The organism is Sphingopyxis sp. H053 (genome assembly GCF_001468225.1).
GTDB lineage: Bacteria > Pseudomonadota > Alphaproteobacteria > Sphingomonadales > Sphingomonadaceae > Sphingopyxis.
In genome coordinates, this window is sequence record NZ_LNRU01000001.1 from 214715 (window position 1) to 235999 (window position 21285).

Sequence of the window (21285 nt, forward strand, 5' to 3'; positions counted from 1 at the left end):
GCTTCCGGTGGAACGGGTCGTTCCCCATCGAACGAAGTTTTGGTGCAGGCAGGAAGCGAGACGGAAATCAGGCCGCGGGATAGCTGACCGTTATCACTTCCCATTCCTTGGGTCCCGCGGGCAGCTGCACCGTGCGCAAATCGCCAATCGCGGCGCCGCGCAGCGCGCGGGCGAGGGGGCTGTTCCAGCCGATCCGGCCTTCGCCGGCCTCGGCCTCGTCGTCGCCGACCAACGTGACGATGCGCCGCGCGTCATCGTCGTCGGCGAGTTCGACGGTGGCGCCGAACCAGATGCGGCTCTTGTCGGGCTGCTCGGCGGGGTCGACGACGCGTGCCGCTTTCATCCGCCGCGCGAGGAAGGAGAGGCGCCGGTCGATCTCGCGCAGCCGCTTGCGGCCATAGATATAGTCGCCATTTTCGCTGCGGTCGCCGTTGCCCGCCGCCCAGCTGATCACCTCGACGAGCTTCGGCCGCTCGTCGCCGAGCAGCAGGTCATATTCGGAGCGCAGCGCGGCATAACCCGCTGGCGAAATGATGTTCGTCTTCTCCCCCGCCATGCGGATTTAGCCGGGCGTGCGTTTGCCGAGGTAGAAACTCAGCGGCGCCTGCTGCCGCGACCCGCTGCCATCGCGCAGCGTGTCGTAGACGACGGCATTTTCCAACACGCGCTGGACATAGTTGCGCGTTTCGAAGATCGGGATCGCTTCGATCCAGTCGACCATTTCGATCCCGCCGCCGCGCGGGTCGCCATTGGCGCGCAGCCATTTGTTCACATTGCCCGGACCGGCATTATACGCCGCGACTGCGAGCGGATAGCTGCCGCCGAAATAGCGGAGCATCTGCTGAAAATAGGTCGATCCCAGCATCATATTGTAATTGGTGTCGGTGGTCAGCGACCCGGCGTCGTAGCTCATGCCAAGCTTGCCCGCGACTTCGCGTGCGGTGCCCGGCATCAACTGCATCATCCCGCGCGCGCCGGCGTGGCTGATCGCCTGCCGGTCGAACTGGCTTTCCTGCCGCGTGATCGCGTGGATGAACGTCCAGTTGCTTTCATGCCCGGCAGGGACGCGCACCGTCGGGAAACCCGACACCTCGACCGCATCGAGGCTGTTCGCCTGCGCGCTGCGGCCGATCATCACGCCAAGGTCGGGGCGTCCGATCTGCGACGCGAGTTTGCCCGCGAGCACATGGTCGGCGGGCGAGGTCGCCTGTTGCGCGAGGGCGCGCAGGAACTGCGACTGTTCGCGCCATGCGCCGATTTCGCCGAGCGCGCGCGCGGCGCGCACCAGCCGGTCGTCCTCGAACTCGCGGCGCTCGTCATTGCTGACCTGAATGGTCGGATCGGGGGTCGGCTTGGGCTGCGGGCGGTTCAGCCGCTCAAGCGACAACTGGCCATAGAATTGGTCATAATGCTGCGCGGCATCGGCGAAATGCGCATTCGCCGTCGAGCGGTCGCCCGCCGCCAGCGCCGCGCGGCCGGCCCAGTAAAAGCCTTTCGTGCGTGTCTGCGCCGAGCGTGCGGCTTCGCCATAGGCGCGGTAGAGGCGCACCGCCTCGGCCGGGCGGCGCAGATCGCGATAGGCAAGCTGCCCGGCGAGCCAGGCGAGCGAGGTATAATCGTCGCGCACGCCAAGCGACGTCTCGCGGATCACCGTTCCGGGTGGGAAGGCGTCGTCGAGCTGGCGCGCGATATTATAGGCGGTGGTCTTGTCGCCGCCATCGCTCGCCTGCCGCGCGTTGGTGAGCAGCGTTTCGAGCCATTCCTCGGGATCGGTCGGCGCCTTCGCCAGCGAGCGCGGTGCGGCGAGCAGCGCGCGCGCTTCGCCGACGCGTCCCGCCTTGCGCAGCCAGGTCGCCTTGTCGGTGATATAGCCTGCATCGGTGCGGGTCAGCGCCGGATTGGCGCTTTCGGCGGCGGATGCCTGAAACGCCGCGTCGACCGACGCGTTGCGCATCGCAAGCCGCGCCGCGAACACGTTGCGCTTGTCGGACGAGGTATAGGCGAGCTGACGGCTCGCGGCAGCGGTGGCGCCGAGCCAGAGCAGCCGGTCCATGCGCGCGTCATGGTCGGCGGGCGTAATCGCGCCGGGGAACATGGCGAGCGCGCGGCTCGTCTCATAATCGTCGAGCGGCCCGCTCGTCCACGCGCGGCGAACCGCCGCGGCGGCGTCCTCGCGGCGGCCCGACGCGTTGAGCGCGAGTGCATAGCGGAGCTGCCCACTCGCGGTCTGCGGCGGGTAAGCCTGGAAATAGGCGAGGGTGCGCTGCGGATCGTAGCTGTCGAGCGAGATGGCCTTTTCGGCGCGCGTGCGCATCTTGTCGTTGTCGGGCCATCCCTTGTTCGCCATCAGGAAACGCGAAAGCTGGTCGAACGAGGCGCCGGTGTTCGCCGTCAGCCGCCGCCATTCCATCACCGCATCGCCGACCGAACTGGTCGACGGCGGCGGACCCGACGTCGCCGCCAAGCCCATCTGCGCGCGATACCAGGCCATTTGTTCGGGAGTGAGTTCGCTGGCATGGGCGGTGGTCGGAATGAGGAGGGCCGCGGCGAGCGCGAGGCGGGAGATACGGGTCAGCGAGGTCATAGCTGCCATGGTAATGCCAAACTCCTTGCGGGGCGCTGAATAGACGTCCAATAGCGGCGCGCTGGCCGGATTCTATCGGTCACAGCGGGGTATTGTAAAGGAGCGGAGCATGTTTTCGGGTTCGATTCCCGCTTTGGTGACGCCATTTCGCGATGGGGCGTTCGACGCTCCGGCCTTCGCACGCCTTGTCGATTGGCAGATCAAAGAAGGGACCAGCGCGCTGGTTCCGTGCGGTACGACCGGCGAAAGCCCGACGCTCGGCTACGACGAACATTATCAGGTGATCGACAGCTGCATCGAGGCGGCGGCGGGACGCGTTCCCGTGATCGCCGGCTGCGGGTCGAACGACACCGCGACAGCCATCCGGCATATGCGCCATGCGCAGGCGGCCGGCGCGACCGCGGCGCTGATCGTCGCGCCCTACTACAACCGGCCGAGCCAGGCCGGCATGATCGCGCATTTTCAGGCGCTCGCCGACGCGAGCGACCTGCCGATCGTCGTCTATAACGTCCCCAGCCGCACCGTCGCCGACATCAGCGCCGAGACGATGTGCAAGCTCGCCGAAATCCCGAGCGTCGTCGCAATCAAGGATGCGAGCGGCGATCTGGCGCGTGTGACCATCCACCGTGCGGGCGCCGGCAAGGACTTCTGCCAGCTTTCGGGCAACGACGATCTCTGGCTGCCGCACGCCGTGCTAGGTGGCGCGGGCTGCATCTCGGTCACCGCCAATGTCGCACCGCGTCTGTGTGCCGATTTCGCCGCCGCCGCCGCCGCGGGCGACTGGACGCGCGCGCTGGTGCTGCACGACCGGCTGTTCGATCTGCACAAGGCGATGTTCTCCGACACCTCGCCGGGACCGGTTAAATATGCGCTGTCGCGTATCCACGACTGGTTTTCGCCCGAAGTGCGCCTACCTATCATCGCGGCGAACGAAGCATCGCGCGCCGCCGTCGATGCCGCGCTGTCCGCGGCCGGAGTAATCTAGGTCCCGCCATGGCTCGTCCCCAGTCTGCCGCCGAATTCGACAAGAAGAAGGTCGTCGCCGAGAACCGGCGCGCGCGGTTCGACTTTGCCATCGACGAAGTGTTCGAGGCGGGCATTGCGTTGCAAGGGACCGAGGTCAAATCGCTGCGCTTCGGCGAAGGCACGATTGCCGAGAGCTATGCCGAAGTGAAGGGGCATGAGGTGTGGCTGGTGAACAGCAACATCCCGGAATTCAGCCACGGCAACCGGCACAATCATGAGCCCAAGCGGCCGCGTAAGCTGTTGCTCAGCGGCCGCGAGATCAACAAGATGCACGCCGCGGTCGCGCGGCAGGGGATGACGCTTGTCCCGCTGTCCATCTATTTCAACAGCCGCGGCCGCGCCAAGGTCGAACTGGCGATCGCGAAGGGCAAGAAGGCGCACGACAAGCGGGAGTCGATCAAGGAACGCGACTGGAAGCGCGACAAGCAGCGGTTGATGAAGGACCGCGGATGAGCGGCAGCCCTCGCGACAAGGCGGCAGTGATGAACTGGATACGCCGCAACTCGCCGACGCGCGAGGAATTGCTCGCGAGCCGTTTCGTCAAGCCATTTGCCCATAGGGTCGCGCACAGCCATTTGTGGCGCTTCACCCGCACCTCGGTCCCGCGCGGCACCGCGCTCGGGCTGTTCGTCGGCATCTTTTTCCTGATCCCCGGGGTGCAGATATTGGGCGTGGCGCTGCTCGCGCTGCCCGTTCGTGCCAATATCCCGATCGGCGCGGCGATGACCTTCCTGTCGAACCCGGTGACGACGCCGTTCATCATCCTCGCGTCGGTGTGGCTCGGCGACTGGCTGTTCGGGCTCCATGCCAACAGCGCGACCTTTTCGGCGATGATCGAGCATGGCGCGTCGGCGGGCGAATGGGCGCGCTGGGTCTTTTCGGACGCTGCGCCCGCGATGCTCGCCGGACTGTTCGTCATTTCGCTGGTGTCGGCGATCATAGGCTATGTCTTGGCGTCGATCTTCTGGGACAATTGGATTCGCCTTCGCTGGCGGCGCAAACTGGCGCGGGCGCGCGACCAACGACATGAGGCATCGACCAGCGACACCGCGGCCGGTTGAACCCCCAAATAGCAAGCGTATAGCTGTCGCATCGCTAATCTGCGCCGTGCCAGCGCGGCGTGGATTTTCGCTTCATATCGAAAACTGGGGAATATCATGACTCTGCATATTTCTTCGCGCCTGATGGCGACCGCCGCGCTTGGCGCATTGATGCTCGCCGCCGTTCCGGCGACCGCCAAGGAAAAGGCCGCCACTGCGCCCGCCACCGAAACGACGGCAAAGCCCGAGATCGGCGATTTCGGTTTCGACCTCACCGGCATGGACAAGACCGTCCAACCGGGCGACGACTTCTATGCCTATGCCAACGGCACCTGGGCGAAGAACGCACAGATCCCGGCCGACAAGTCGAACTATGGCATGTTCACCGCGCTCGCCGATCTGTCGCAGAAGCGCACGCGCGAAATCCTCGACGTCGCAAAGGGCGATCCGAACAGCATGATCGGCCGCGCTTACTCATCCTATCTCGATGCGCCCGCCGTCGAGGCGAAGGGCCTCGCGCCGATCCAGCCGTGGCTGACCAAGGTCCGCGCCGTCGACAAGGCGGGCCTCGCGAAGCTGCTGTCCGAGGCCGACCGCAGCGGCATCCAGCATTTCTTCGGCGGCTATGTCGGCCAGGACGACAAGAACCCCGACGTCTATATCTACACGATGTTCCAGGGCGGCATCGGCATGCCCGACCGCGATTTCTATCTGAAGGACGGCGAACGCAATACCAAGCTGCAGGCCGCCTATCTGAAGCACCTCGAAAATGTCCTGACGCTCGCGGGCGAAAAGGATGCGCCGGCGCGCGCCAAGGCGATCTATGATTTCGAAAAGCAGATCGCGACCGTCCACTGGGACAAGAACGACAGCAGCGACGCGACCAAAGTCTATAACAAGATGACGATCGCCGAGCTTGCGAAGGCGGCGCCGGGCTTCGACTGGCAGGCGTTCATCCGCGGCATCGGCGTCAATGAGGATTCGATCCTCGTGTCGCAGCCGAGCGCCTTCACCGGCGAGGCCAAGCTGCTCGCCGACGCGCCGATCGGCGTGATCCGCGACGCGCTGCTGGTGCGCAGCCTCGACGGCTTCGCGGGCGTGCTGCCCGACGCGGTCGCGCAGGAAGCCTTCTCCTTCTATAGCACCGCGCTGTCGGGCACCCCGCAGATGCAGGAGCGCTGGAAGCGCGCGGTCGACTTCACCACCAACAATATGGGTGAGGCCGTCGGCCAGGATTATGTCGCGAAATATTTCCCGCCCGAAACCAAGGCGGCGATGGACGTGCTCGTCAAGAATGTGCTCGCCGCGCTCGACACGCGCATCGGCAAGCTGACGTGGATGCAGCCCGGGACGAAGGTGAAGGCGAAGAAGAAGCTCGCCAACTTCACGACCAAAATCGGCTACCCCGACCGCTGGAAGGATTATAGCAAGCTCGAAATCCGCGGCGACGACCTGTTCGGCAACCAGCTGCGCGCCAACCAGTTCGCGCACGACGACAATGTCGGCCGCCTCGGCGGGCCGATCCGCCGCTGGGAATGGGGGATGACCCCGATGGAGGTCAACGCCTACGCCAATTTCGGGATGAACGAGATCGTCTTCCCCGCCGCGATTCTGCAGCCGCCCTTCTTCGATCCGCACGCCGACGCCGCGGTCAACTATGGCGGCATCGGTGCGGTGATCGGGCACGAGATCAGCCATCACTTCGACGATCAGGGCGCGAAATATGACGAGACGGGCAAGCTCGCCGACTGGTGGACCCCCGCCGACGTCGCCGCGTTCGAGGCCGCGGGCAAAGCGCTGATCGCGCAATATGATGCCTATGAAGTGCTTCCCGGCGAAAAGCTCGACGGCACCTTCACGCTCGGCGAGAATATCGGTGATCTCGCCGGCCTGACGATCGCCTATGACGCGTACAAGAAGTCGCTCGGCGGCAAGGAAGCGCCGGTGATCGACGGGCTGACGGGTGACCAGCGCTTCTTCCTCGGCTGGGCGCAGGTGTGGCGGCGCAACTATCGCGAGCAGAATCTGTCGCAGCGCATCACGACCGATCCGCATTCACCGTCGATCCAGCGGACTTGGGTCTCGCGCAATCTTGACCCGTGGTATAAGGCCTATCAGATCAAGCAGGGTCAGAAGCTCTATCTCGAGCCGAAAGACCGCGTCCGCATCTGGTGATGCATCAATAGAAAGATAACCGTTGACCGCGCAAAGCCTGTCCTCCGCTGATGGTGATGTCATCAGGGGGGCGGGGCCCGCCGGGCCTTTATCGGCCCCCGCGGGCCTGTCGCCGGTCGACAAGGCAGTGCTCGGCGGGCTGGCTTTGCTGTCCGCCGCATTGCTGTTCTGGGCGACGCGCGATGCGATATTGGCGGTCGGTTTCCTCGCCGGGCTTGCGGTCGCCGCGGGCGGGGTGCTCCTCGCGCGCCGGCTGTTCCCGGCGGCGGTGACGGGCGAGGCGGTCGCGCCCGACTGGACGATGCTGCGTCAGGCGGTGAATCACGACGATGTCGCGATTGCGGTTACCGATCGCGGCGGCCGGATGGTCTGCGCGAACGATCTGTTCGGCACCTGGATGGGCGGCTTCGTCACGCCGCCCGGCCTGCCGCTCGAAGGGCGCGGCGCCGAACTGCTGAAAAATGCCGGCCGCATCGCCTGGCGCGACGGCGAAGGGTCCGTCGACGATATCGCGGTCGGCCCGCTGCAACTGCGCGCGCAGGTGACGCGCACGGGGCAGTCGGAGGATTATCTCGTCTGGCGCTTCTCGGCGATCGAGCGGCTCGACCTCGTTTCGGAAATCCTTCGCCATCTCGACGGTCCCGCAGGCCGCACGCTCGGCCATGCGGGGGTGATGGCCGCGCTCGTCAGCGCCGAGGGGCGCCTCCGCGTCGCGAACAAGGCGTTCCTCCTTCGCGCGCTGGGCGAGGATGATGCGGTTCATTATGCCGGCCGCGATGTCGCGCCGATGATCCGGCTCGACGATGCCGGCGCACTCTATTTCGCGCGCGAGGGCGATCGCGCGACGCCGGTACGCCTGATCCAGATCCCGCTCGCGCCCGCCGACAGCAACACGCCGATGCTGCTCGCAATGCTCGACGAGGAAATGGGCCCCACCGACCGTGGCACCGCGCAGACCTACGTCGAAACCCTGCTCTCGTTGCTCCCCTTTGGCCTCGCCATGGTCGATCGCGACGGGCGCTTTCTCTATGTGAACCGGGCATTCGTTCGGGCAGCTAATCTTCCCGAAGGCAAGATGCCGCGTTATCCGGGCGACATCGTCGTCGGTGAGGACAAGGGCGCGCTCGCTGATATGATCCGCCGTCACAGCAGCGGGCAGCAGGTCGGCGGTGACCTCTCGATCCGGCTCGCGGGGCAAAGCGGCGATCCGGTGTCGATGCGGATCGTTGGCGTGCGCGGACTGGGTGAGGCTGCGGTGCTGCTGAGCCTCAAGGATTCGAGCGAGGAATCGCGCCTGAAACAGCAGGTGGCGCAGGCGTCGAAGATGCAGGCGGTCGGTCAGCTCGCCGGCGGCGTCGCGCATGATTTCAACAATATCCTGACCGCCGTTCTCGGCGCGTGCGATCTGATGCTGATGCGCCATACGCCGGGCGACAGCGACTATGACGATATCCAGCAGATCCGCAGCAACGCCAATCGCGCCGCCAGCCTGACGCGGCAATTGCTCGCCTTCTCGCGGCAGCAGACGTTGCGCCCGCAGATCTTGCAACTGCCCGATGTGATTTCCGAAGTGTCGCATCTCTTGAAACGCCTGATCGGTGAGACGGTCCAACTGGCAGTGCATCACGGCCGCGGCCTTGGCGCGGTGCGCGCCGATCCGGGGCAGCTCGAACAGGTCATCATCAACCTTGCGGTCAATGCGCGCGACGCGATGCCGGGCGGCGGGACGCTGACCATGGAAACCTATCCGGTGTCGGCCGCCGACGTCCGGCAGATGGGCAATGAATTCATGCCGCCCGCTGATTATTGCGCGTTGAAAGTCAGCGACACCGGCACCGGCATTCCCGCCGATGTGCTGCCCAAGATTTTCGAGCCTTTCTTTACGACGAAGGATGTCGGCAAGGGGACCGGGCTCGGGCTCTCGACCGTCTATGGGATCATCAAGCAATCGGCAGGCTATATCTTCGCCGAAAGCAAGCCGGGGCAGGGGACGAGCTTCTTTATCTATCTGCCCGTCCACCGTGCCGAGGGCGATGCCCCCGTCGTCGTGCCGCCGCCCGCCAAGCCCAAGAAGAGCCAGTGGGGCACCGGAACGATCCTGCTCGTCGAGGATGAGGATATGGTGCGTGCGGTTGCGGAACGCGCATTGACCCGCGCGGGTTATAGCGTCGTCACCGCCTCGCAGGGCGAGGAGGGGCTTGAGCGTTTTGCGCAAATGGAGAAGGTCGATTTGATCATCAGCGACGTTGTGATGCCGACGATGGACGGTCCGGCGATGGTGCGCGCGATGCGTGCCAAGCGGCCCGACCTGCCGGTCTTGTTCATGTCGGGCTATGCCGAGGAGCAGCTCCGCCAGTCGATCGACATCGACGATGTCGCCTTCCTGCCGAAACCTTTTTCGGTCGCACAACTCGCCGAGGCGACGTCGGCGGCGCTCGACGAGGCTGCGCATCGGGTGTCCAATGGCCAGTAATAACCGCATCCTGCTCGTCGAGGACGATGTGCTGATCGGCATGATGCTCGCCGACATGTTCGACGCGCTCGACCTTCCCGAACCCGCGCAGGCGACAAGCAACGAAGAGGCGCTGGCGCTGATTGCGGCCGAGCCGCTGGCCGGCGCCCTCGTCGATATCAACCTCGGCGAGGAAAAAGGCTGGCCGGTCGCCGACGCGCTCGCCGAACGCGGCATTCCCTTTGCCTTCACCTCGGGGGGCGGCGACGTCATTCCGGCCGCGCACGCGCATCGCAAGCTGATCACCAAGCCGTTCCGGATCAGCGATATCGAGGCGGCACTGGACGAGTTTGGTTCTGATTGACCGTCGCCCCCGCGAAGGCGGGGGCCGCTGGCAACCTTGCGTAAAGTCGATTGCGGCCCCTGCCTTCGCGGCGACGACGAAAATAATTTGTTCCCTACTTGTTCCATGAGAACAAATGTGGCACATAGTTCCGGCGTTGCGATGCTTCTGCTGTCGCTCTAGAGCTGGAAAGGACGGCAAATGGCCGGACAATTGTCACTCGTCGAATCGGGGAAATCAGTGAACAACACGGACAGGCAGAAGGCGCTCGACGCCGCGCTCGCGCAGATCGATCGCGCGTTCGGCAAGGGCTCGGTAATGAAATTGGGCTCGAAGGAAACGATGCAGGTCGAGTCGATCTCGACCGGCTCGCTCGGCCTCGACATCGCGCTCGGCGTCGGCGGCCTGCCGCGCGGCCGCGTCATCGAAATCTATGGCCCCGAAAGCTCGGGCAAGACGACGCTCGCGCTGCACACGCTCGCCGAAGCGCAGAAGGGCGGCGGCACCGTCGCCTTCGTCGACGCCGAACATGCGCTCGACCCCGTCTATGCCCGCAAGCTCGGCGTCAACATCGACGAACTCATCGTGTCGCAGCCCGACACGGGTGAACAGGCGCTCGAAATCGTCGACACGCTGGTGCGTTCGAACGCGATCGACGTGCTCGTCGTCGATTCGGTCGCCGCGCTCGTTCCGCGCGCCGAAATCGAAGGCGAAATGGGCGACAGCCACGTCGGGCTTCAGGCACGTTTGATGTCGCAGTCGCTGCGCAAGCTCACCGGCTCGATCAGCCGCTCGCGCTGCATGGTGATCTTCATCAACCAGCTGCGCATGAAAATCGGCGTGATGTACGGTAACCCCGAAACGACGACCGGCGGCAACGCGCTCAAATTCTACGCGTCGGTCCGCCTCGACATCCGCCGTACCGGCCAGATCAAGAATGGCGACGAGATCGTCGGCAATACCACGCGCGTGAAGGTGGTGAAGAACAAGGTCGCGCCGCCGTTCAAGCAGGTCGAATTCGACATCATGTACGGACAGGGCATTTCGAAGATCGGCGAGATCCTCGATCTGGGCGTCAAGGCCGGCATCGTCGAGAAATCGGGCGCCTGGTTCAGCTATGATTCGATCCGCATCGGGCAGGGCCGCGAAAATTCGAAAACCTTCCTCAAGGACAATCCCGAACTGATGGACCGGCTCGAAACCGCAATCCGCGGCCGGACCGAGGCGGTCGCCGAAGAAATGATGGCCGGCCCCGACGACGAGGGCGACGACGACAATTGATAGCCATCCGGCCGGTTCGCTTCGGCGGACCGGCCGGCTAACGGCGGCGGGCCCCAATGCCCCTTGGACCTGTATACTCTCCCCACAGGTCGGCCCGCCTGCCGTTGATCCTTGCCTGGTGGCCGCAAGCGGGTACAACGCGCCATGCCCGCGATCCGCCTCTTCGGTCTTCCCACCGACATCAACAGCAGCTTCGAACGCGGCGCCGCCGCCGGCCCCGCCGCGATCCGCGCTGCGCTGTGGAGCGACCGCGGCAATATGGCGAGCGAGCTCGGCCCCGAAATCGGCACCGACATCGCGCTCACCGACGACGGCGACCTGCCGCTGACCGAAGACACGTCGAGCGACGACGCGGCGATCCGCCGCTATCTGGCCATTGTGCGCGAAGATGGAGAAGTTCCGCTCGCACTCGGCGGCGATCATGCTGTGACCTTCCCGCTCGTCGAAGCCGCAGCGACCTGCTTCGGACCGGTCGATATCCTGCATTTCGACGCGCATCCCGATCTTTACGACGATTTCGCGGGCAATCCGCGCAGCCACGCGTCGCCCTTCGCTCGCATCTGCGAGGCGGGGCACGCCAAGCGGCTGGTGCAGGTCGGCATCCGCACGCTCAACAATCATTGCCGCGAACAGGCGGCGCGCTTCGGGGTCGAGATTATCCCGATGGCCGGTTTTACCGCGGATACCGTGCCGGTGCTCGATGGACCGCTCTATATCTCGATCGATCTCGACGGGCTCGACCCGTCGGCGGCGCCCGGCGTCGCGCATCCCGAGCCGGGCGGGCTGACGGTACGCGAGATGCTTGCCGTATTACACAAGCAGACGGCGCCGATCGTCGGCGCCGATATCGTCGAACTTCATCCCGGCCGCGATATCGGCGATGTCACCGCGATCCTTGGCGCCAAGCTGGTGCGCGAACTGGCGGCGCTGATCGACCGCAACGGTACTTACAAGAATTGACCCTTCGAGGAGAGCGCCATGAGCCTGATCGTCCATCATCTGAACAACAGCCGCTCGCAGCGCATCCTGTGGCTGCTCGAGGAGATCGGTGCGCCGTACGAGATCCAATTTTACGATCGCGATCCGGCCACCAACCTCGCGCCGCCCGAACTGATCGCGGTCCATCCGCTCGGCAAGTCTCCGGTGATCGAGGACGACGGCCGCGTCATCACCGAATCGGGCGCGATCACCGAATATTTGTGCGAGCGGCATGGCGGCGGCGCGCTGGTTCCCGAACGCGGCAGCGACGATCATATCAGCCACCTCGAATGGCTGCATTTCGCCGAAGGGTCGGCGATGACGCCGATCCTGCTGCGCATCTACACCGCGCGCCTTGGCGAAGCCGCCGCGCCGATCGAGCCGCGCATTTCGCAGCAGCTCGATTCGCATTTCGCCTATATGGAAAGCCGCGTCGGCGAAAATGGGCATTTCATCGGCGACAGCCTGTCGGCGGCCGACATCATGCTGAGTTTCCCCGCCGAAATCGCGATCATGCAGGGCATGGCGCCGCGTTATCCGAAGCTCGCGGCGTTCGTGAACGCGTGTCACGTCCGCCCCGCCTGGCAGCGCGCGCGCGAAAAGGGCGGCGCCTATTATGGTTATTGATTGCCGGCCTCTGCTGGCGGCCGTTGCTTTACTCACCTCTGCTTCCGCGGCATTTGCTGCGCCGCCGGTAGTCGCTCCTGAAGTCGAGCGCGAGGTCACCGCGCCCGAAGGCGTGACCTTCGCGCCCACCCCGGCCGACGAGGAAGGCGCAATCGATCGTCTCGCCGCCTATACGATGGCGCTGGCGAAGCGCGATTATGCTAGCGCCTATGCAATGCTGCGCCTTTCGTTCCAGGCGTCGAACCCGCGGCTCGAATGGGAAATGAACCAGCGCAAGCGTGCGGGGCTGTGGGCCGACGGCACGATCCGCATCTTGCGCCTCAGCTGGTATCTCGACCCCGCGGGCCAGCCCGCCGGGCTCTACGCCGCCTTCGATTTTCGCGGCGATCGCCCGGACAAGACGATGGATTGCGGTTATGTCGTCGTCCACCGCGCGACGCCGGTTGCGGGCTGGACGGTGGTGCGGACCGACACCTCCGAAGTGCCCGCCAACCTGATCGAAGACGGGGTTCCCAAAGCCGATGTGCTGCGCGAACTGCCCTGCTATCTGGGCAAGGGGATCGCGACAAACTTCTGACCGATTGCCCCGATGATCGTCATCGACACGAACCGGCTTGTCGCATCGCCGCAAAATCCCTAATTCGCGCGCATGACATCGACCAATGACATTCGCCGCTCGTTCCTCGACTATTTTGCGGGGACCGGCCACCATATCGAACCGTCGGCGCCGCTGGTGCCGTACAACGACCCGACGTTGATGTTCGTCAACGCGGGGATGGTGCCGTTCAAGAATGTCTTCACGGGGTTGGAGAAGCGCCCGTACAGCACCGCGGCGTCGTCGCAGAAATGCGTGCGCGCCGGCGGCAAGCATAACGACCTCGACAATGTCGGCTTCACCGCGCGGCATCATACCTTCTTTGAAATGCTGGGGAATTTCTCCTTCGGCGACTATTTCAAGGAGCAGGCGATCCATCACGCCTGGACTTTGGTCACCAAGACCTGGGGGCTGGCGCCCGAGCGGCTGACCGTCACCGTCTATCACACCGACGATGAGGCGTTCGACCTGTGGAAGAAGATCGCGGGCCTGCCCGAAGAGCGGATCATCCGCATCGCGACGAGCGACAATTTCTGGTCGATGGGCGACACGGGTCCGTGCGGGCCGTGCAGCGAAATCTTCTATGACCATGGCGACCATATCTGGGGCGGCCCCCCGGGATCGCCCGAGGAAGACGGCGACCGCTTCGTCGAAATCTGGAACCTGGTGTTCATGCAGTATGACCAGCGCGGACCCGGCGACCGCGTCGACCTGCCGCGCCCGAGCATCGATACCGGCATGGGGCTGGAGCGCGTCGCGGCGGTGCTGCAGGGCGTCCACGACAATTACGACACCGACACGTTCAAGGCGCTGATCGCGGCGTCGGTCGACCTGACCGGGGTGCCGGCCGAGGGCGGAAGCCAAGCGAGCCACCGCGTGATCGCCGACCATCTTCGCGCGTCGAGCTTCCTCGTCGCCGACGGTGTGCTGCCGTCGAACGAAGGCCGCGGCTATGTGCTGCGCCGGATCATGCGCCGCGCGATGCGCCATGCGCATCTGCTCGGCGCCAAGGATCCGCTGATGTACCGGCTGCTGCCGTCGCTGACCGCCGAGATGGGCGCCGCCTATCCCGAGCTGATCCGCGCGCAGCCGCTGATTGCCGAGACATTGGAGCGCGAGGAAACGAAGTTCCGTCAGACGCTCGACAAGGGATTGCGCCTGCTCGACGAGGCGACGGCCGGCATGAGCGCGGGTGCGACGCTGCCCGGCGATGTTGCGTTCAAACTCTACGACACCTTCGGCTTCCCTTACGATCTGACCGAGGATGCGCTGCGCACGCAGGACATCGCGGTCGACCGCGCCGGGTTCGATGCTGCGATGGCGCAGCAGAAGGCGGCGGCGCGCGCGGCGTGGAAGGGCAGCGGGCAGAAGGCGTCGGAGGAAATCTGGTTCGACCTCGCCGAAGCCAATGGCAGCACCGAATTCACCGGCTATGGCGCTACCGCGGGCGAGGGGCAGGTCATCGCGCTCGTCAAAGACGGCCTGCCCGTTGACGAAGCCAAGGCGGGTGACGAGCTGGTCGTTCTGACCAACCAGACGCCCTTTTATGGCGAGAGCGGCGGCCAGATGGGCGACGCGGGCACGCTCGCGACGCTCGAAGGCGCCAAGGCTTCGGTCAGCGACACCGGCAAACCGCTCGGACGGCTGCATGCGCATACGGCGAAGCTGGAGGCCGGCAGCCTGAAGGTCGGCGATACGGTCCAGTTGTCGGTTGATGCCGCGCGGCGCGACCGCATTCGCGCCAATCACAGCGCGACGCACCTCGTGCATGCGGCGCTGCGCAATCGGCTGGGCGGGCATGTCACGCAGAAGGGCAGTTTGGTCGCCGAAGACCGCTTCCGCTTCGACTTTTCGCATCCCAAGGCATTGAGCGCCGAAGAGATCGCCGACGTCGAGGCGGATGTGAACGCGCAGATTCGTGGCAATGAAGCGGTGACGACGCGGCTGATGACGCCGGACGACGCCGTCGCGGCGGGCGCGCTGGCGCTGTTCGGCGAGAAATATGGCGACGAGGTGCGCGTGCTCAGCATGGGGGCGGCGGACGATCATAGCTATTCGGTCGAGCTGTGCGGCGGCACGCATGTGCGGGCATTGGGCGACATCGCGCTGTTCAAGATCATCAGCGAGACTGCGGTGTCTTCGGGCGTGCGGCGCATCGAGGCGCTGACCGGCGATGCCGCGCGCCAGTGGCTGAACGGCCGCGACGAGGCGCTCAAGGCGGCGGCGGCGGCGCTCAAGACCTCGCCCGACGATGTGCCGGCGCGTGTTGCGCAGCTCGCCGAGGCGCTCAAGAAGGCCGAGCGCGAACTGGCCGATGCGAAAAAGGCGCTCGCGATGGGCGGCGGTGGCGGCGCGGCGGCTGGTCCGGCGGTCGAGCAGGTCGGCGATACGGCGTTCCTGGCGCAGGTTGTCGACGGGCTCGATCCGAAGGACCTGCGCGGCACGGTCGACGGGCTGAAGAAGCAGGTCGGCAGTGGCGTCGCGATGCTGGTCGCGGTCAACGACGGGCGCGCTTCGGTCGCGGTTGGTGTGACCGACGACAAGACGGGCAGCCTCAGCGCCGTCGACCTCGTCAAGGCCGCGGTTGCGGCGCTTGGCGGGCAGGGCGGCGGCGGGCGGCCCGACATGGCGCAGGGCGGCGGACCCGACGGCGGCGCAGCGAACGACGCCGTCGCGGCGGTCAAAGCCGCGCTCGCTTGAAACCGACCAAGAAGACGCGGCGCATCGATCATGCCGAACGGCTGATCGCCGCGCCGCTGGTCGATGTCTTTTCGGCGTTCACGAGCGCGGCGAAGCTCGCGATATGGTTGCCGCCCGAGGGGGCGACGGGGACGTTCGAGCACGTCGACCTGCGCGCAGGCGGCGGCTTTTTGATGCGGCTGACTTTCGACGACGCCGATGTCGAGACCAAGAGCGACGACGATAGCGACGTTGTGGAAGTCTATATTCCGACACTCGACGACGGGCGGCTGGTGGTGTGGCAGGTCGAATTCGAGTCCGACGATCCGCGCTTTTCGGGGACGATGGAGATGCACTGGTATCTGTCGCGGCAGAGCGGCGGCACGCTGGTCACGATCGACGCGCATCATGTGCCGCCGGGAATTTCGGCGAAGGATCATGTCGAGGGGTTGAATAGCTCGCTGGCGAATTTGGCGGGGGTGGTGGAAGCGGCTAAGTAACTGCCCGTTTCCGCCCGCATCGAGCGAAGTCGAGATGCCCGTCAGTACGGCGCCACCCCGATGGGTGTCTCGACTTCGCTCGACACGAACGGAATTGGTGGGCAGCCCTAACCTTCGACCCCCTTTGCTTTCCCCCACGCCCGCGCGGCCGTGTAACCCAGATAACCCGTGCCGAAGAGCGCATAGAGCGACTCCGGGATACCCGCGAGATAGGCGTTCATGCCGTCGGCGATCCCCTTTGCCATCTCGGGCCGCGCCGCTGCGATCAGGCCCATCGGGATCGCCCAGAGCAGCAGCGCGTACATGACATAGAGGAAGCTCGGCCGCGCGCGGCTGGTCCACGGGTCGGCGCTGTTCGCCTCGGCGACGATCGCAGTCATTCGCGTGCGGATCGCTTCCATCTCCTGGCTGCCCTCCATCTTCAGCAACTCAAGCTTGGCGCGGTCGCGCGCTTCGGGGTCGGGGATGATCTTGTCGATCAGCTTGGCGATGGGGCCGATCAGGCCTTCGATAATGCTCATGGTCCTTTTCCTTTTTGCTAGAGAATCCTCACAACTTCACTCGGAATCGACATGTTCGCGGGGTCAGTGCTCGCCGATGCGATTGGCCAGCCAGCCGTAGAGGAAGGCTTCCTGACTCGGGCGACGTTCGGCGAGCGCGATGTAGCGTTCGCCCTGCAGCGCCTCCATCGCGCGCAGGAGGACGGTTTCGCCGTCCTTGCCGCGCGCTTTCAGGAAACCGTCGAGCGCCGACAGCGTGCGCGGACCCACCTCGCGATCGACCGCGATGTCGGGATAGTCGCGCGCCGCGCGGTTGAGCGCGTTGAGCGCGCGCTGGAGGAAACCCGCCGCGGTGCCGGTGCCCATATTGACGCCGGTGTCGAACAATTCGGCGGCGATTTTGGAGGCGCGCAGCGCGACCTTGTCGAAGCCGGGGCGCAGCCAATAGAGGCGGCGATAGATCGAGGCGGCCTCGCCGCGCGGCAGCTCGCGCATCGCGCCGGCATAGCCTTGCGCCCGCGCGACCGCCTCGGTGATCCCCCAGCAGGTCGGGCCGCCGCGGTCGGCGGGGTGGTTTACATATCGGCCTTCGCGGTCGATGACGGCATCGATCAAGATATCTGCATCGCAGGCAGACGGGTCTGGTCTTGGCATGATTCGCTCCTGTGGTTTGTTGGGCAGGTAAAACGAACCATATGGGAATATTGTAGGAAAGGATTTTCGCCATGCGGGCTTTGCAAATACGCGAATTGCTGTCCGATCATGCGGGGGCGGCGCTTGCGGATTTGCCCGTACCTTTGCCCGGACCCGGCGAAGTTCGTGTGCGGGTGCGCGCGGCGGCAGTGAATTTCCCCGATCTGTTGATGACGGGTGGCGGCTACCAGTTGAAGCCCGACCTGCCGTTCGTGTCGGGGCTGGAATTCGCGGGCGAGGTCGATGCAGTGGGTGAGGGTGTCGATGGCTGGGCGCCGGGCGACGCGGTGATCGGCGGCAACCGGTTCGGCGCGATGGCTGAATATGCCGCCGTTCCGGCGGTAAATCTTCGCCGGAAGCCCGAACGACTGAGCTGGGACGAGGCCGCTGCCTATCCGGTCGCTTATCTGACCGCCTATGTCGCACTGGTCCGCTGCGCGCGGGTCGAGCCGGGCGAGTGGGTGCTGGTCCATGGCGCCGCGGGCGGCGTCGGGCTGGCGACGGTCGATCTGGCGAAGGCGCTGGGTGCGCGTGTCATTGCGGCGGCGAGCAGCGCGGAAAAGCGCGAGGCGATTGCGCGGCTCTACGCGCCCGATGCGGTGATTTCCGCGGCACGGGGATTTCGCGAGGAGGTGAAGGCGCTGACCGATGGCAAGGGTGCCGATGTGATTTTCGATCCGGTCGGCGGCGACATATTCGACGAATCGACGCGCTGTATTGCGTTCGGCGGGCGCCTGCTTGTTATCGGTTTTGCGTCGGGGCGCATAGCCGAGGTGTCGGTGAACATGCCGCTGATCAAGGGCTTCTCGGTCGTCGGGGTGCGCGCGGGCGAATATGGGCGGCGCTTTCCCGAGCGCGGAGCGGAGAATGTCGCGGCGATCGATGCGCTGGCGGCCGCAGGGAAAATCCGGCCGCACGTCCATGCTTCGCTCGACCTTGCTGACTGGCGCGAAGGCTTTGCGATGCTCGAGCGGCGCGAGGTGGTGGGCAAGGTCGTGCTGAAACCGTGACGAGCCGAAGTCGCTGCCATAGTTTTGCGACACGCAAGCTGCCATGTCCGCGGCGGGGCGTCCCGGCGCTATTGCCGATATGACCAAAGGACATGGAATGAAGAAATTGACGATGATCGCCGCCTCGATCGGCATGGCTGTTCCGGGCATCGCTGCCGCCCAGCCGCCGCAGGATGGCGGCCGCATGTTCGCGATGATCGACACCAATGGCGATGGGAAGCTGGACAAGGCCGAGATTACCAAGATGGCTGAAATGCGTGCCCAGCAGCAGGGCGATCCGGCGATGGCCTCGCCCGAAAAGGTCGATGCCTTCATCAAGTTTCTCGATGCGAACGGCGACGGCGTGGTCGACAAGGCCGAACTGGCCGCGAAGCAAAAGGCGCGCGCGGAACCGCCGCCGTCGGCGGAGGAGGGCCAGCCCTAAAAGAGCGTCCAGAGCGGGTTGGCGGGGTCGGCGAGGAGTTTGGCGGTCAGGGCGAAGGACATGACCACAAGCAGCGGCCGCACCCCGCGCCCACCGAAACGGATCGCGAGCCGCGCGCCGAGCTGGTTGCCCGCGACATTGGCGGCGGCCATCGAGAGGCCGAGCAGCCACAGGACATGACCACCGACAATCATCGCGAGCAGGCCGGCGACATTGGTCGCGAGGTTGAGGAACTTTGCGTTGCCGATCGCGCGAACGAGCCCGAGCCCGCCGAGCGCGACGAGCGTGAGCGTCAGGAACGAGCCCGCGCCCGGGCCGAAGAAGCCGTCGTAGAAGCCGAGCGCCGTAACGATGAGGGTGAGCCCGAGCGGGCCGACGCGCGCGTGGCGATCGACGCTGCTCATCGGCGGCGCGAACAGGAAATAGAAGCCCATCGCGATGAGCAGCAGCGGAACGAGCGCGGCGAGGAAATCGGACCGGACATATTGGACCGCGGTCGCGCCGAGCACCGAGCCGGCAAAGGCTCCCGCCGCGGGCCATGCGAAGCGGCGAAGATCGACATGCCCCGAGCGCCAGAAGGTCAGGAAGGCCGAGCCGGTGCCGATCGTGCTTTGCAGCTTGTTCGTCGCGATCGCCGAGACCGGCGGAACGCCGACCGCCATCAATGCGGGAATGGTGAGGAGACCCCCGCCGCCCGCCATCGCGTCGATCGTCCCAGCGAGAAAGGCGACGCCGATCAGGAAGGCGAAGATTTCGGGGGCGAATTCCATGCGGCCGCTCCTAGGTGCGATCGCCTGGCTTGGCCAGCATGGAGCGGCGCCGCATAGCAATGCGGCAGACGCGCTGCGTCACACCGGCGTGTCGAGCTCGGCAAGGCGGCGCGGGAGAGTGAAGCCCGCACCGAAGCGGTCGCCGGGCTCCCCGATCATCTCGCTGCGCCCCGAATACCAGGCCTGGCCGGCGACCCGGACGCGCGACACGGCATCGAGTCCGGTTCCGCTCATCGCGGCGAGCGTTCCGACGAAGCCTTCGCCCGATACGCCCCGGATTTCGCAGCTGTCTCCCACTGTCATCTCGTCCTTCGCGGCGGCGAGCGCGATACGCGCCGTTACCCCGCTGCCGGTCGGGGAGCGGTCGATCTGTCCATCGGCGAAGATGCAAAGATTGTAGCTGGGCTGGCCGCCATGCATGCCGAGCGCCACATCGTCGGTCAGAATCGTGCCGTAGAGAAAGCCGAGATCGGGTTCGGTCGGATGGACGATGGGCCCGTTGGCACGGATCGCCTCGGTGATCGCGGTCGCGGCCTGTACGAGCTCTGCCAGCGGCGTTTCCATCAGCGACAGGCCGATGCGGCTCGCGGGCAGGATCGCGTAGAAGGCGCCGCCGAAAGCGATGTCGACGCGGACCGGGCCCAGGCCGGGAACCTCAACAGTCCGATCGAGCGCGCTCGCAAAAGATTCGACGCTCTCGAATGCGACACGGGTGACGCCGGCTTCGTCCGTCTCGACATCGACCTGGATGACGCCGCAAGGGGCCTCGAGCCCGAAGTGGGCCTTGCCGTCAACGCGCGCGACGCGCCCCGTGTCGACCGCCCAGCGGCCGATCGCGATGGTCGCGTGGCCGCACATCGTGCTGTATCCTTCCTGATGCGTGAAGAGCACCGCAAGGTCGGCCCCCGCTGCGCAGGGCTCGGTCGGGATCACGCCGTACATGCCGTCATGCCCGCGCGGTTCGAGCATCAGCATCGTGCGCAGGTGATCGAAGCGTGTCTGGGCATCGCGCCTTTTTTCCAGGATCGTGTTGCCGGCGAGTGGGGGATATCCGGCCTCGACGATACGGACGGGCTCGCCTGCGGTGTGCATGTCGACGATGCGGATGATCGTGGTTTCGCGATTCGATGTCATATCCGTATCTCAGTCGAGCGCGGCGCTTCAGGCAAGCACGATCTGCGCCGCCTGAAATAGGAAGGTCGCGCCGATGATCGTGACGATCCAGCGGCGGCCGGCGCGGAAGTGCGCGTCGCTGATGCGGTCGAGGATAAATGCCCGAAAGGATGGAAGTCAGAAATGCGGCCGCAACGATCAGAAGGCCCGCCTGCATATCCCCGCGCTTTCCGCTCGTGCGCTGCCCGCGCCTTGATGGGGTGGACGACGCCGATGCGTCGCGCCCGGCCCCGATGGCACGCTATCCTGTCAGGATGCTGTCAGATTGTCCGTTAAATTGGTCGGGACGAGAGGATTCGAACCTCCGACCCCCACACCCCCAGTGGCGGGTCATAGGATTACTCGCGATTGCTACAGATTGCGCAAGTTGCCATTAACCACGAAAAACGGCGACTTATAGATGACTTTTCCTTTACCGCGCTCGATTGCGGTGGC

The 21285-nt window shown here is 65.5% G+C and carries 20 protein-coding genes; 14 read left to right on the forward strand and 6 right to left on the reverse strand.

Annotated features, from left to right (window positions below):
* Positions 1 to 67: 67 nt before the first annotated feature.
* Complete coding sequence (gene greB / locus ATE70_RS00950; protein WP_058536093.1) at positions 68 to 556, reverse strand: transcription elongation factor GreB; 489 nt, start codon at positions 554 to 556, stop codon at positions 68 to 70.
* A 6-nt stretch (positions 557 to 562) separates the two neighbouring features.
* Entirely contained in the window at positions 563 to 2593 is a 2031-nt protein-coding gene (locus ATE70_RS00955) for a lytic transglycosylase domain-containing protein (RefSeq protein WP_058536094.1), read from the reverse strand.
* A 100-nt stretch (positions 2594 to 2693) separates the two neighbouring features.
* On the opposite strand from ATE70_RS00955, the gene dapA reads away from it, so the two are divergent.
* From dapA to ATE70_RS01015, 12 genes are all read left to right on the forward strand, one after another.
* Positions 2694 to 3569 (forward strand): 4-hydroxy-tetrahydrodipicolinate synthase, encoded by an 876-nt coding sequence (gene dapA / locus ATE70_RS00960; protein WP_058536095.1) that lies wholly within the window; start codon positions 2694 to 2696, stop codon positions 3567 to 3569.
* An 8-nt stretch (positions 3570 to 3577) separates the two neighbouring features.
* A complete protein-coding gene (gene smpB / locus ATE70_RS00965; protein ID WP_058536096.1) occupies positions 3578 to 4063 on the forward strand; it encodes an SsrA-binding protein SmpB in 486 nt (161 codons plus the stop codon).
* Complete coding sequence (locus ATE70_RS00970) at positions 4060 to 4671, forward strand: DUF2062 domain-containing protein (RefSeq protein WP_156419572.1); 612 nt, start codon at positions 4060 to 4062, stop codon at positions 4669 to 4671. Before smpB ends, ATE70_RS00970 begins: the two co-directional genes overlap by 4 nt.
* A 96-nt stretch (positions 4672 to 4767) precedes the next feature.
* Positions 4768 to 6825 carry a M13 family metallopeptidase gene (locus ATE70_RS00975; protein ID WP_156419573.1) on the forward strand — a complete coding sequence of 686 codons (2058 nt, stop codon included), beginning with the start codon at positions 4768 to 4770 and terminating at the stop codon, positions 6823 to 6825.
* Between the two features lie 106 nt (positions 6826 to 6931).
* Positions 6932 to 9298: a hybrid sensor histidine kinase/response regulator gene (locus ATE70_RS00980; protein ID WP_058536492.1), complete on the forward strand. Its 2367-nt coding sequence runs from the start codon at positions 6932 to 6934 to the stop codon at positions 9296 to 9298.
* A complete protein-coding gene (locus tag ATE70_RS00985) occupies positions 9288 to 9641 on the forward strand; it encodes a response regulator (protein ID WP_058536097.1) in 354 nt (117 codons plus the stop codon). The genes ATE70_RS00980 and ATE70_RS00985 overlap by 11 nt, the downstream gene beginning before the upstream one ends.
* A 180-nt stretch (positions 9642 to 9821) precedes the next feature.
* Positions 9822 to 10901 carry a recombinase RecA gene (gene recA / locus ATE70_RS00990; protein WP_058536098.1) on the forward strand — a complete coding sequence of 360 codons (1080 nt, stop codon included), beginning with the start codon at positions 9822 to 9824 and terminating at the stop codon, positions 10899 to 10901.
* 144 nt (positions 10902 to 11045) lie between these two features.
* The gene (gene speB / locus ATE70_RS00995) at positions 11046 to 11861 is read left to right on the forward strand and encodes an agmatinase (protein WP_058536099.1); all 816 of its coding nucleotides are present in this window, start codon (positions 11046 to 11048) and stop codon (positions 11859 to 11861) included.
* Positions 11862 to 11879: 18 nt separating this feature from the next.
* Entirely contained in the window at positions 11880 to 12506 is a 627-nt protein-coding gene (locus ATE70_RS01000; protein WP_058536100.1) for a glutathione S-transferase family protein, read from the forward strand.
* A 112-nt stretch (positions 12507 to 12618) separates the two neighbouring features.
* Positions 12619 to 13083 carry a hypothetical protein gene (locus ATE70_RS01005; protein ID WP_231740049.1) on the forward strand — a complete coding sequence of 155 codons (465 nt, stop codon included), beginning with the start codon at positions 12619 to 12621 and terminating at the stop codon, positions 13081 to 13083.
* 72 nt (positions 13084 to 13155) lie between these two features.
* Positions 13156 to 15801 (forward strand): alanine--tRNA ligase, encoded by a 2646-nt coding sequence (gene alaS / locus ATE70_RS01010; RefSeq protein WP_058536102.1) that lies wholly within the window; start codon positions 13156 to 13158, stop codon positions 15799 to 15801.
* Entirely contained in the window at positions 15798 to 16280 is a 483-nt protein-coding gene (locus ATE70_RS01015; RefSeq protein ID WP_058536103.1) for an SRPBCC domain-containing protein, read from the forward strand. The genes alaS and ATE70_RS01015 overlap by 4 nt, the downstream gene beginning before the upstream one ends.
* A gap of 107 nt (positions 16281 to 16387) precedes the next feature.
* Here ATE70_RS01015 and ATE70_RS01020 read toward each other — a convergent pair whose 3' ends face one another.
* A complete protein-coding gene (locus ATE70_RS01020) occupies positions 16388 to 16801 on the reverse strand; it encodes a holin family protein (protein WP_037518792.1) in 414 nt (137 codons plus the stop codon).
* 63 nt (positions 16802 to 16864) lie between these two features.
* A complete protein-coding gene (locus ATE70_RS01025) occupies positions 16865 to 17434 on the reverse strand; it encodes a glycoside hydrolase family 108 protein (RefSeq protein ID WP_058536104.1) in 570 nt (189 codons plus the stop codon).
* A gap of 71 nt (positions 17435 to 17505) precedes the next feature.
* Here ATE70_RS01025 and ATE70_RS01030 point away from each other — a divergent pair, with 71 nt between their 5' ends.
* Positions 17506 to 18483 carry an NADPH:quinone oxidoreductase family protein gene (locus ATE70_RS01030; RefSeq protein ID WP_058536105.1) on the forward strand — a complete coding sequence of 326 codons (978 nt, stop codon included), beginning with the start codon at positions 17506 to 17508 and terminating at the stop codon, positions 18481 to 18483.
* Between the two features lie 97 nt (positions 18484 to 18580).
* Positions 18581 to 18907 (forward strand): EF-hand domain-containing protein, encoded by a 327-nt coding sequence (locus ATE70_RS01035; RefSeq protein WP_058799806.1) that lies wholly within the window; start codon positions 18581 to 18583, stop codon positions 18905 to 18907.
* Here the strand turns inward: ATE70_RS01035 and ATE70_RS01040 are convergent.
* Entirely contained in the window at positions 18904 to 19677 is a 774-nt protein-coding gene (locus ATE70_RS01040) for a TSUP family transporter (protein WP_058536107.1), read from the reverse strand. The genes ATE70_RS01035 and ATE70_RS01040 overlap by 4 nt on opposite strands.
* A 78-nt stretch (positions 19678 to 19755) precedes the next feature.
* Complete coding sequence (locus tag ATE70_RS01045) at positions 19756 to 20811, reverse strand: proline racemase family protein (RefSeq protein WP_058536108.1); 1056 nt, start codon at positions 20809 to 20811, stop codon at positions 19756 to 19758.
* Positions 20812 to 21285: the final 474 nt, after the last annotated feature.

Excerpts from the sequence above, each read along its gene's own strand:
- greB (WP_058536093.1), bottom strand. The coding sequence starts at position 556 with ATGGCGGGGGAGAAGACGAACATCATTTCGCCAGCGGGTTATGCCGCG.
- ATE70_RS00955 (WP_058536094.1), bottom strand. The coding sequence starts at position 2,593 with ATGGCAGCTATGACCTCGCTGACCCGTATCTCCCGCCTCGCGCTCGCC.
- dapA (WP_058536095.1), top strand. The coding sequence starts at position 2,694 with ATGTTTTCGGGTTCGATTCCCGCTTTGGTGACGCCATTTCGCGATGGG.
- smpB (WP_058536096.1), top strand. The coding sequence starts at position 3,578 with ATGGCTCGTCCCCAGTCTGCCGCCGAATTCGACAAGAAGAAGGTCGTC.
- ATE70_RS00970 (WP_156419572.1), top strand. The coding sequence starts at position 4,060 with ATGAGCGGCAGCCCTCGCGACAAGGCGGCAGTGATGAACTGGATACGC.
- ATE70_RS00975 (WP_156419573.1), top strand. The coding sequence starts at position 4,768 with ATGACTCTGCATATTTCTTCGCGCCTGATGGCGACCGCCGCGCTTGGC.
- ATE70_RS00985 (WP_058536097.1), top strand. The coding sequence starts at position 9,288 with ATGGCCAGTAATAACCGCATCCTGCTCGTCGAGGACGATGTGCTGATC.
- recA (WP_058536098.1), top strand. The coding sequence starts at position 9,822 with ATGGCCGGACAATTGTCACTCGTCGAATCGGGGAAATCAGTGAACAAC.
- speB (WP_058536099.1), top strand. The coding sequence starts at position 11,046 with ATGCCCGCGATCCGCCTCTTCGGTCTTCCCACCGACATCAACAGCAGC.
- ATE70_RS01000 (WP_058536100.1), top strand. The coding sequence starts at position 11,880 with ATGAGCCTGATCGTCCATCATCTGAACAACAGCCGCTCGCAGCGCATC.
- alaS (WP_058536102.1), top strand. The coding sequence starts at position 13,156 with ATGACATCGACCAATGACATTCGCCGCTCGTTCCTCGACTATTTTGCG.
- ATE70_RS01020 (WP_037518792.1), bottom strand. The coding sequence starts at position 16,801 with ATGAGCATTATCGAAGGCCTGATCGGCCCCATCGCCAAGCTGATCGAC.
- ATE70_RS01025 (WP_058536104.1), bottom strand. The coding sequence starts at position 17,434 with ATGCCAAGACCAGACCCGTCTGCCTGCGATGCAGATATCTTGATCGAT.
- ATE70_RS01030 (WP_058536105.1), top strand. The coding sequence starts at position 17,506 with ATGCGGGCTTTGCAAATACGCGAATTGCTGTCCGATCATGCGGGGGCG.
- ATE70_RS01035 (WP_058799806.1), top strand. The coding sequence starts at position 18,581 with ATGAAGAAATTGACGATGATCGCCGCCTCGATCGGCATGGCTGTTCCG.
- ATE70_RS01040 (WP_058536107.1), bottom strand. The coding sequence starts at position 19,677 with ATGGAATTCGCCCCCGAAATCTTCGCCTTCCTGATCGGCGTCGCCTTT.
- ATE70_RS01045 (WP_058536108.1), bottom strand. The coding sequence starts at position 20,811 with ATGACATCGAATCGCGAAACCACGATCATCCGCATCGTCGACATGCAC.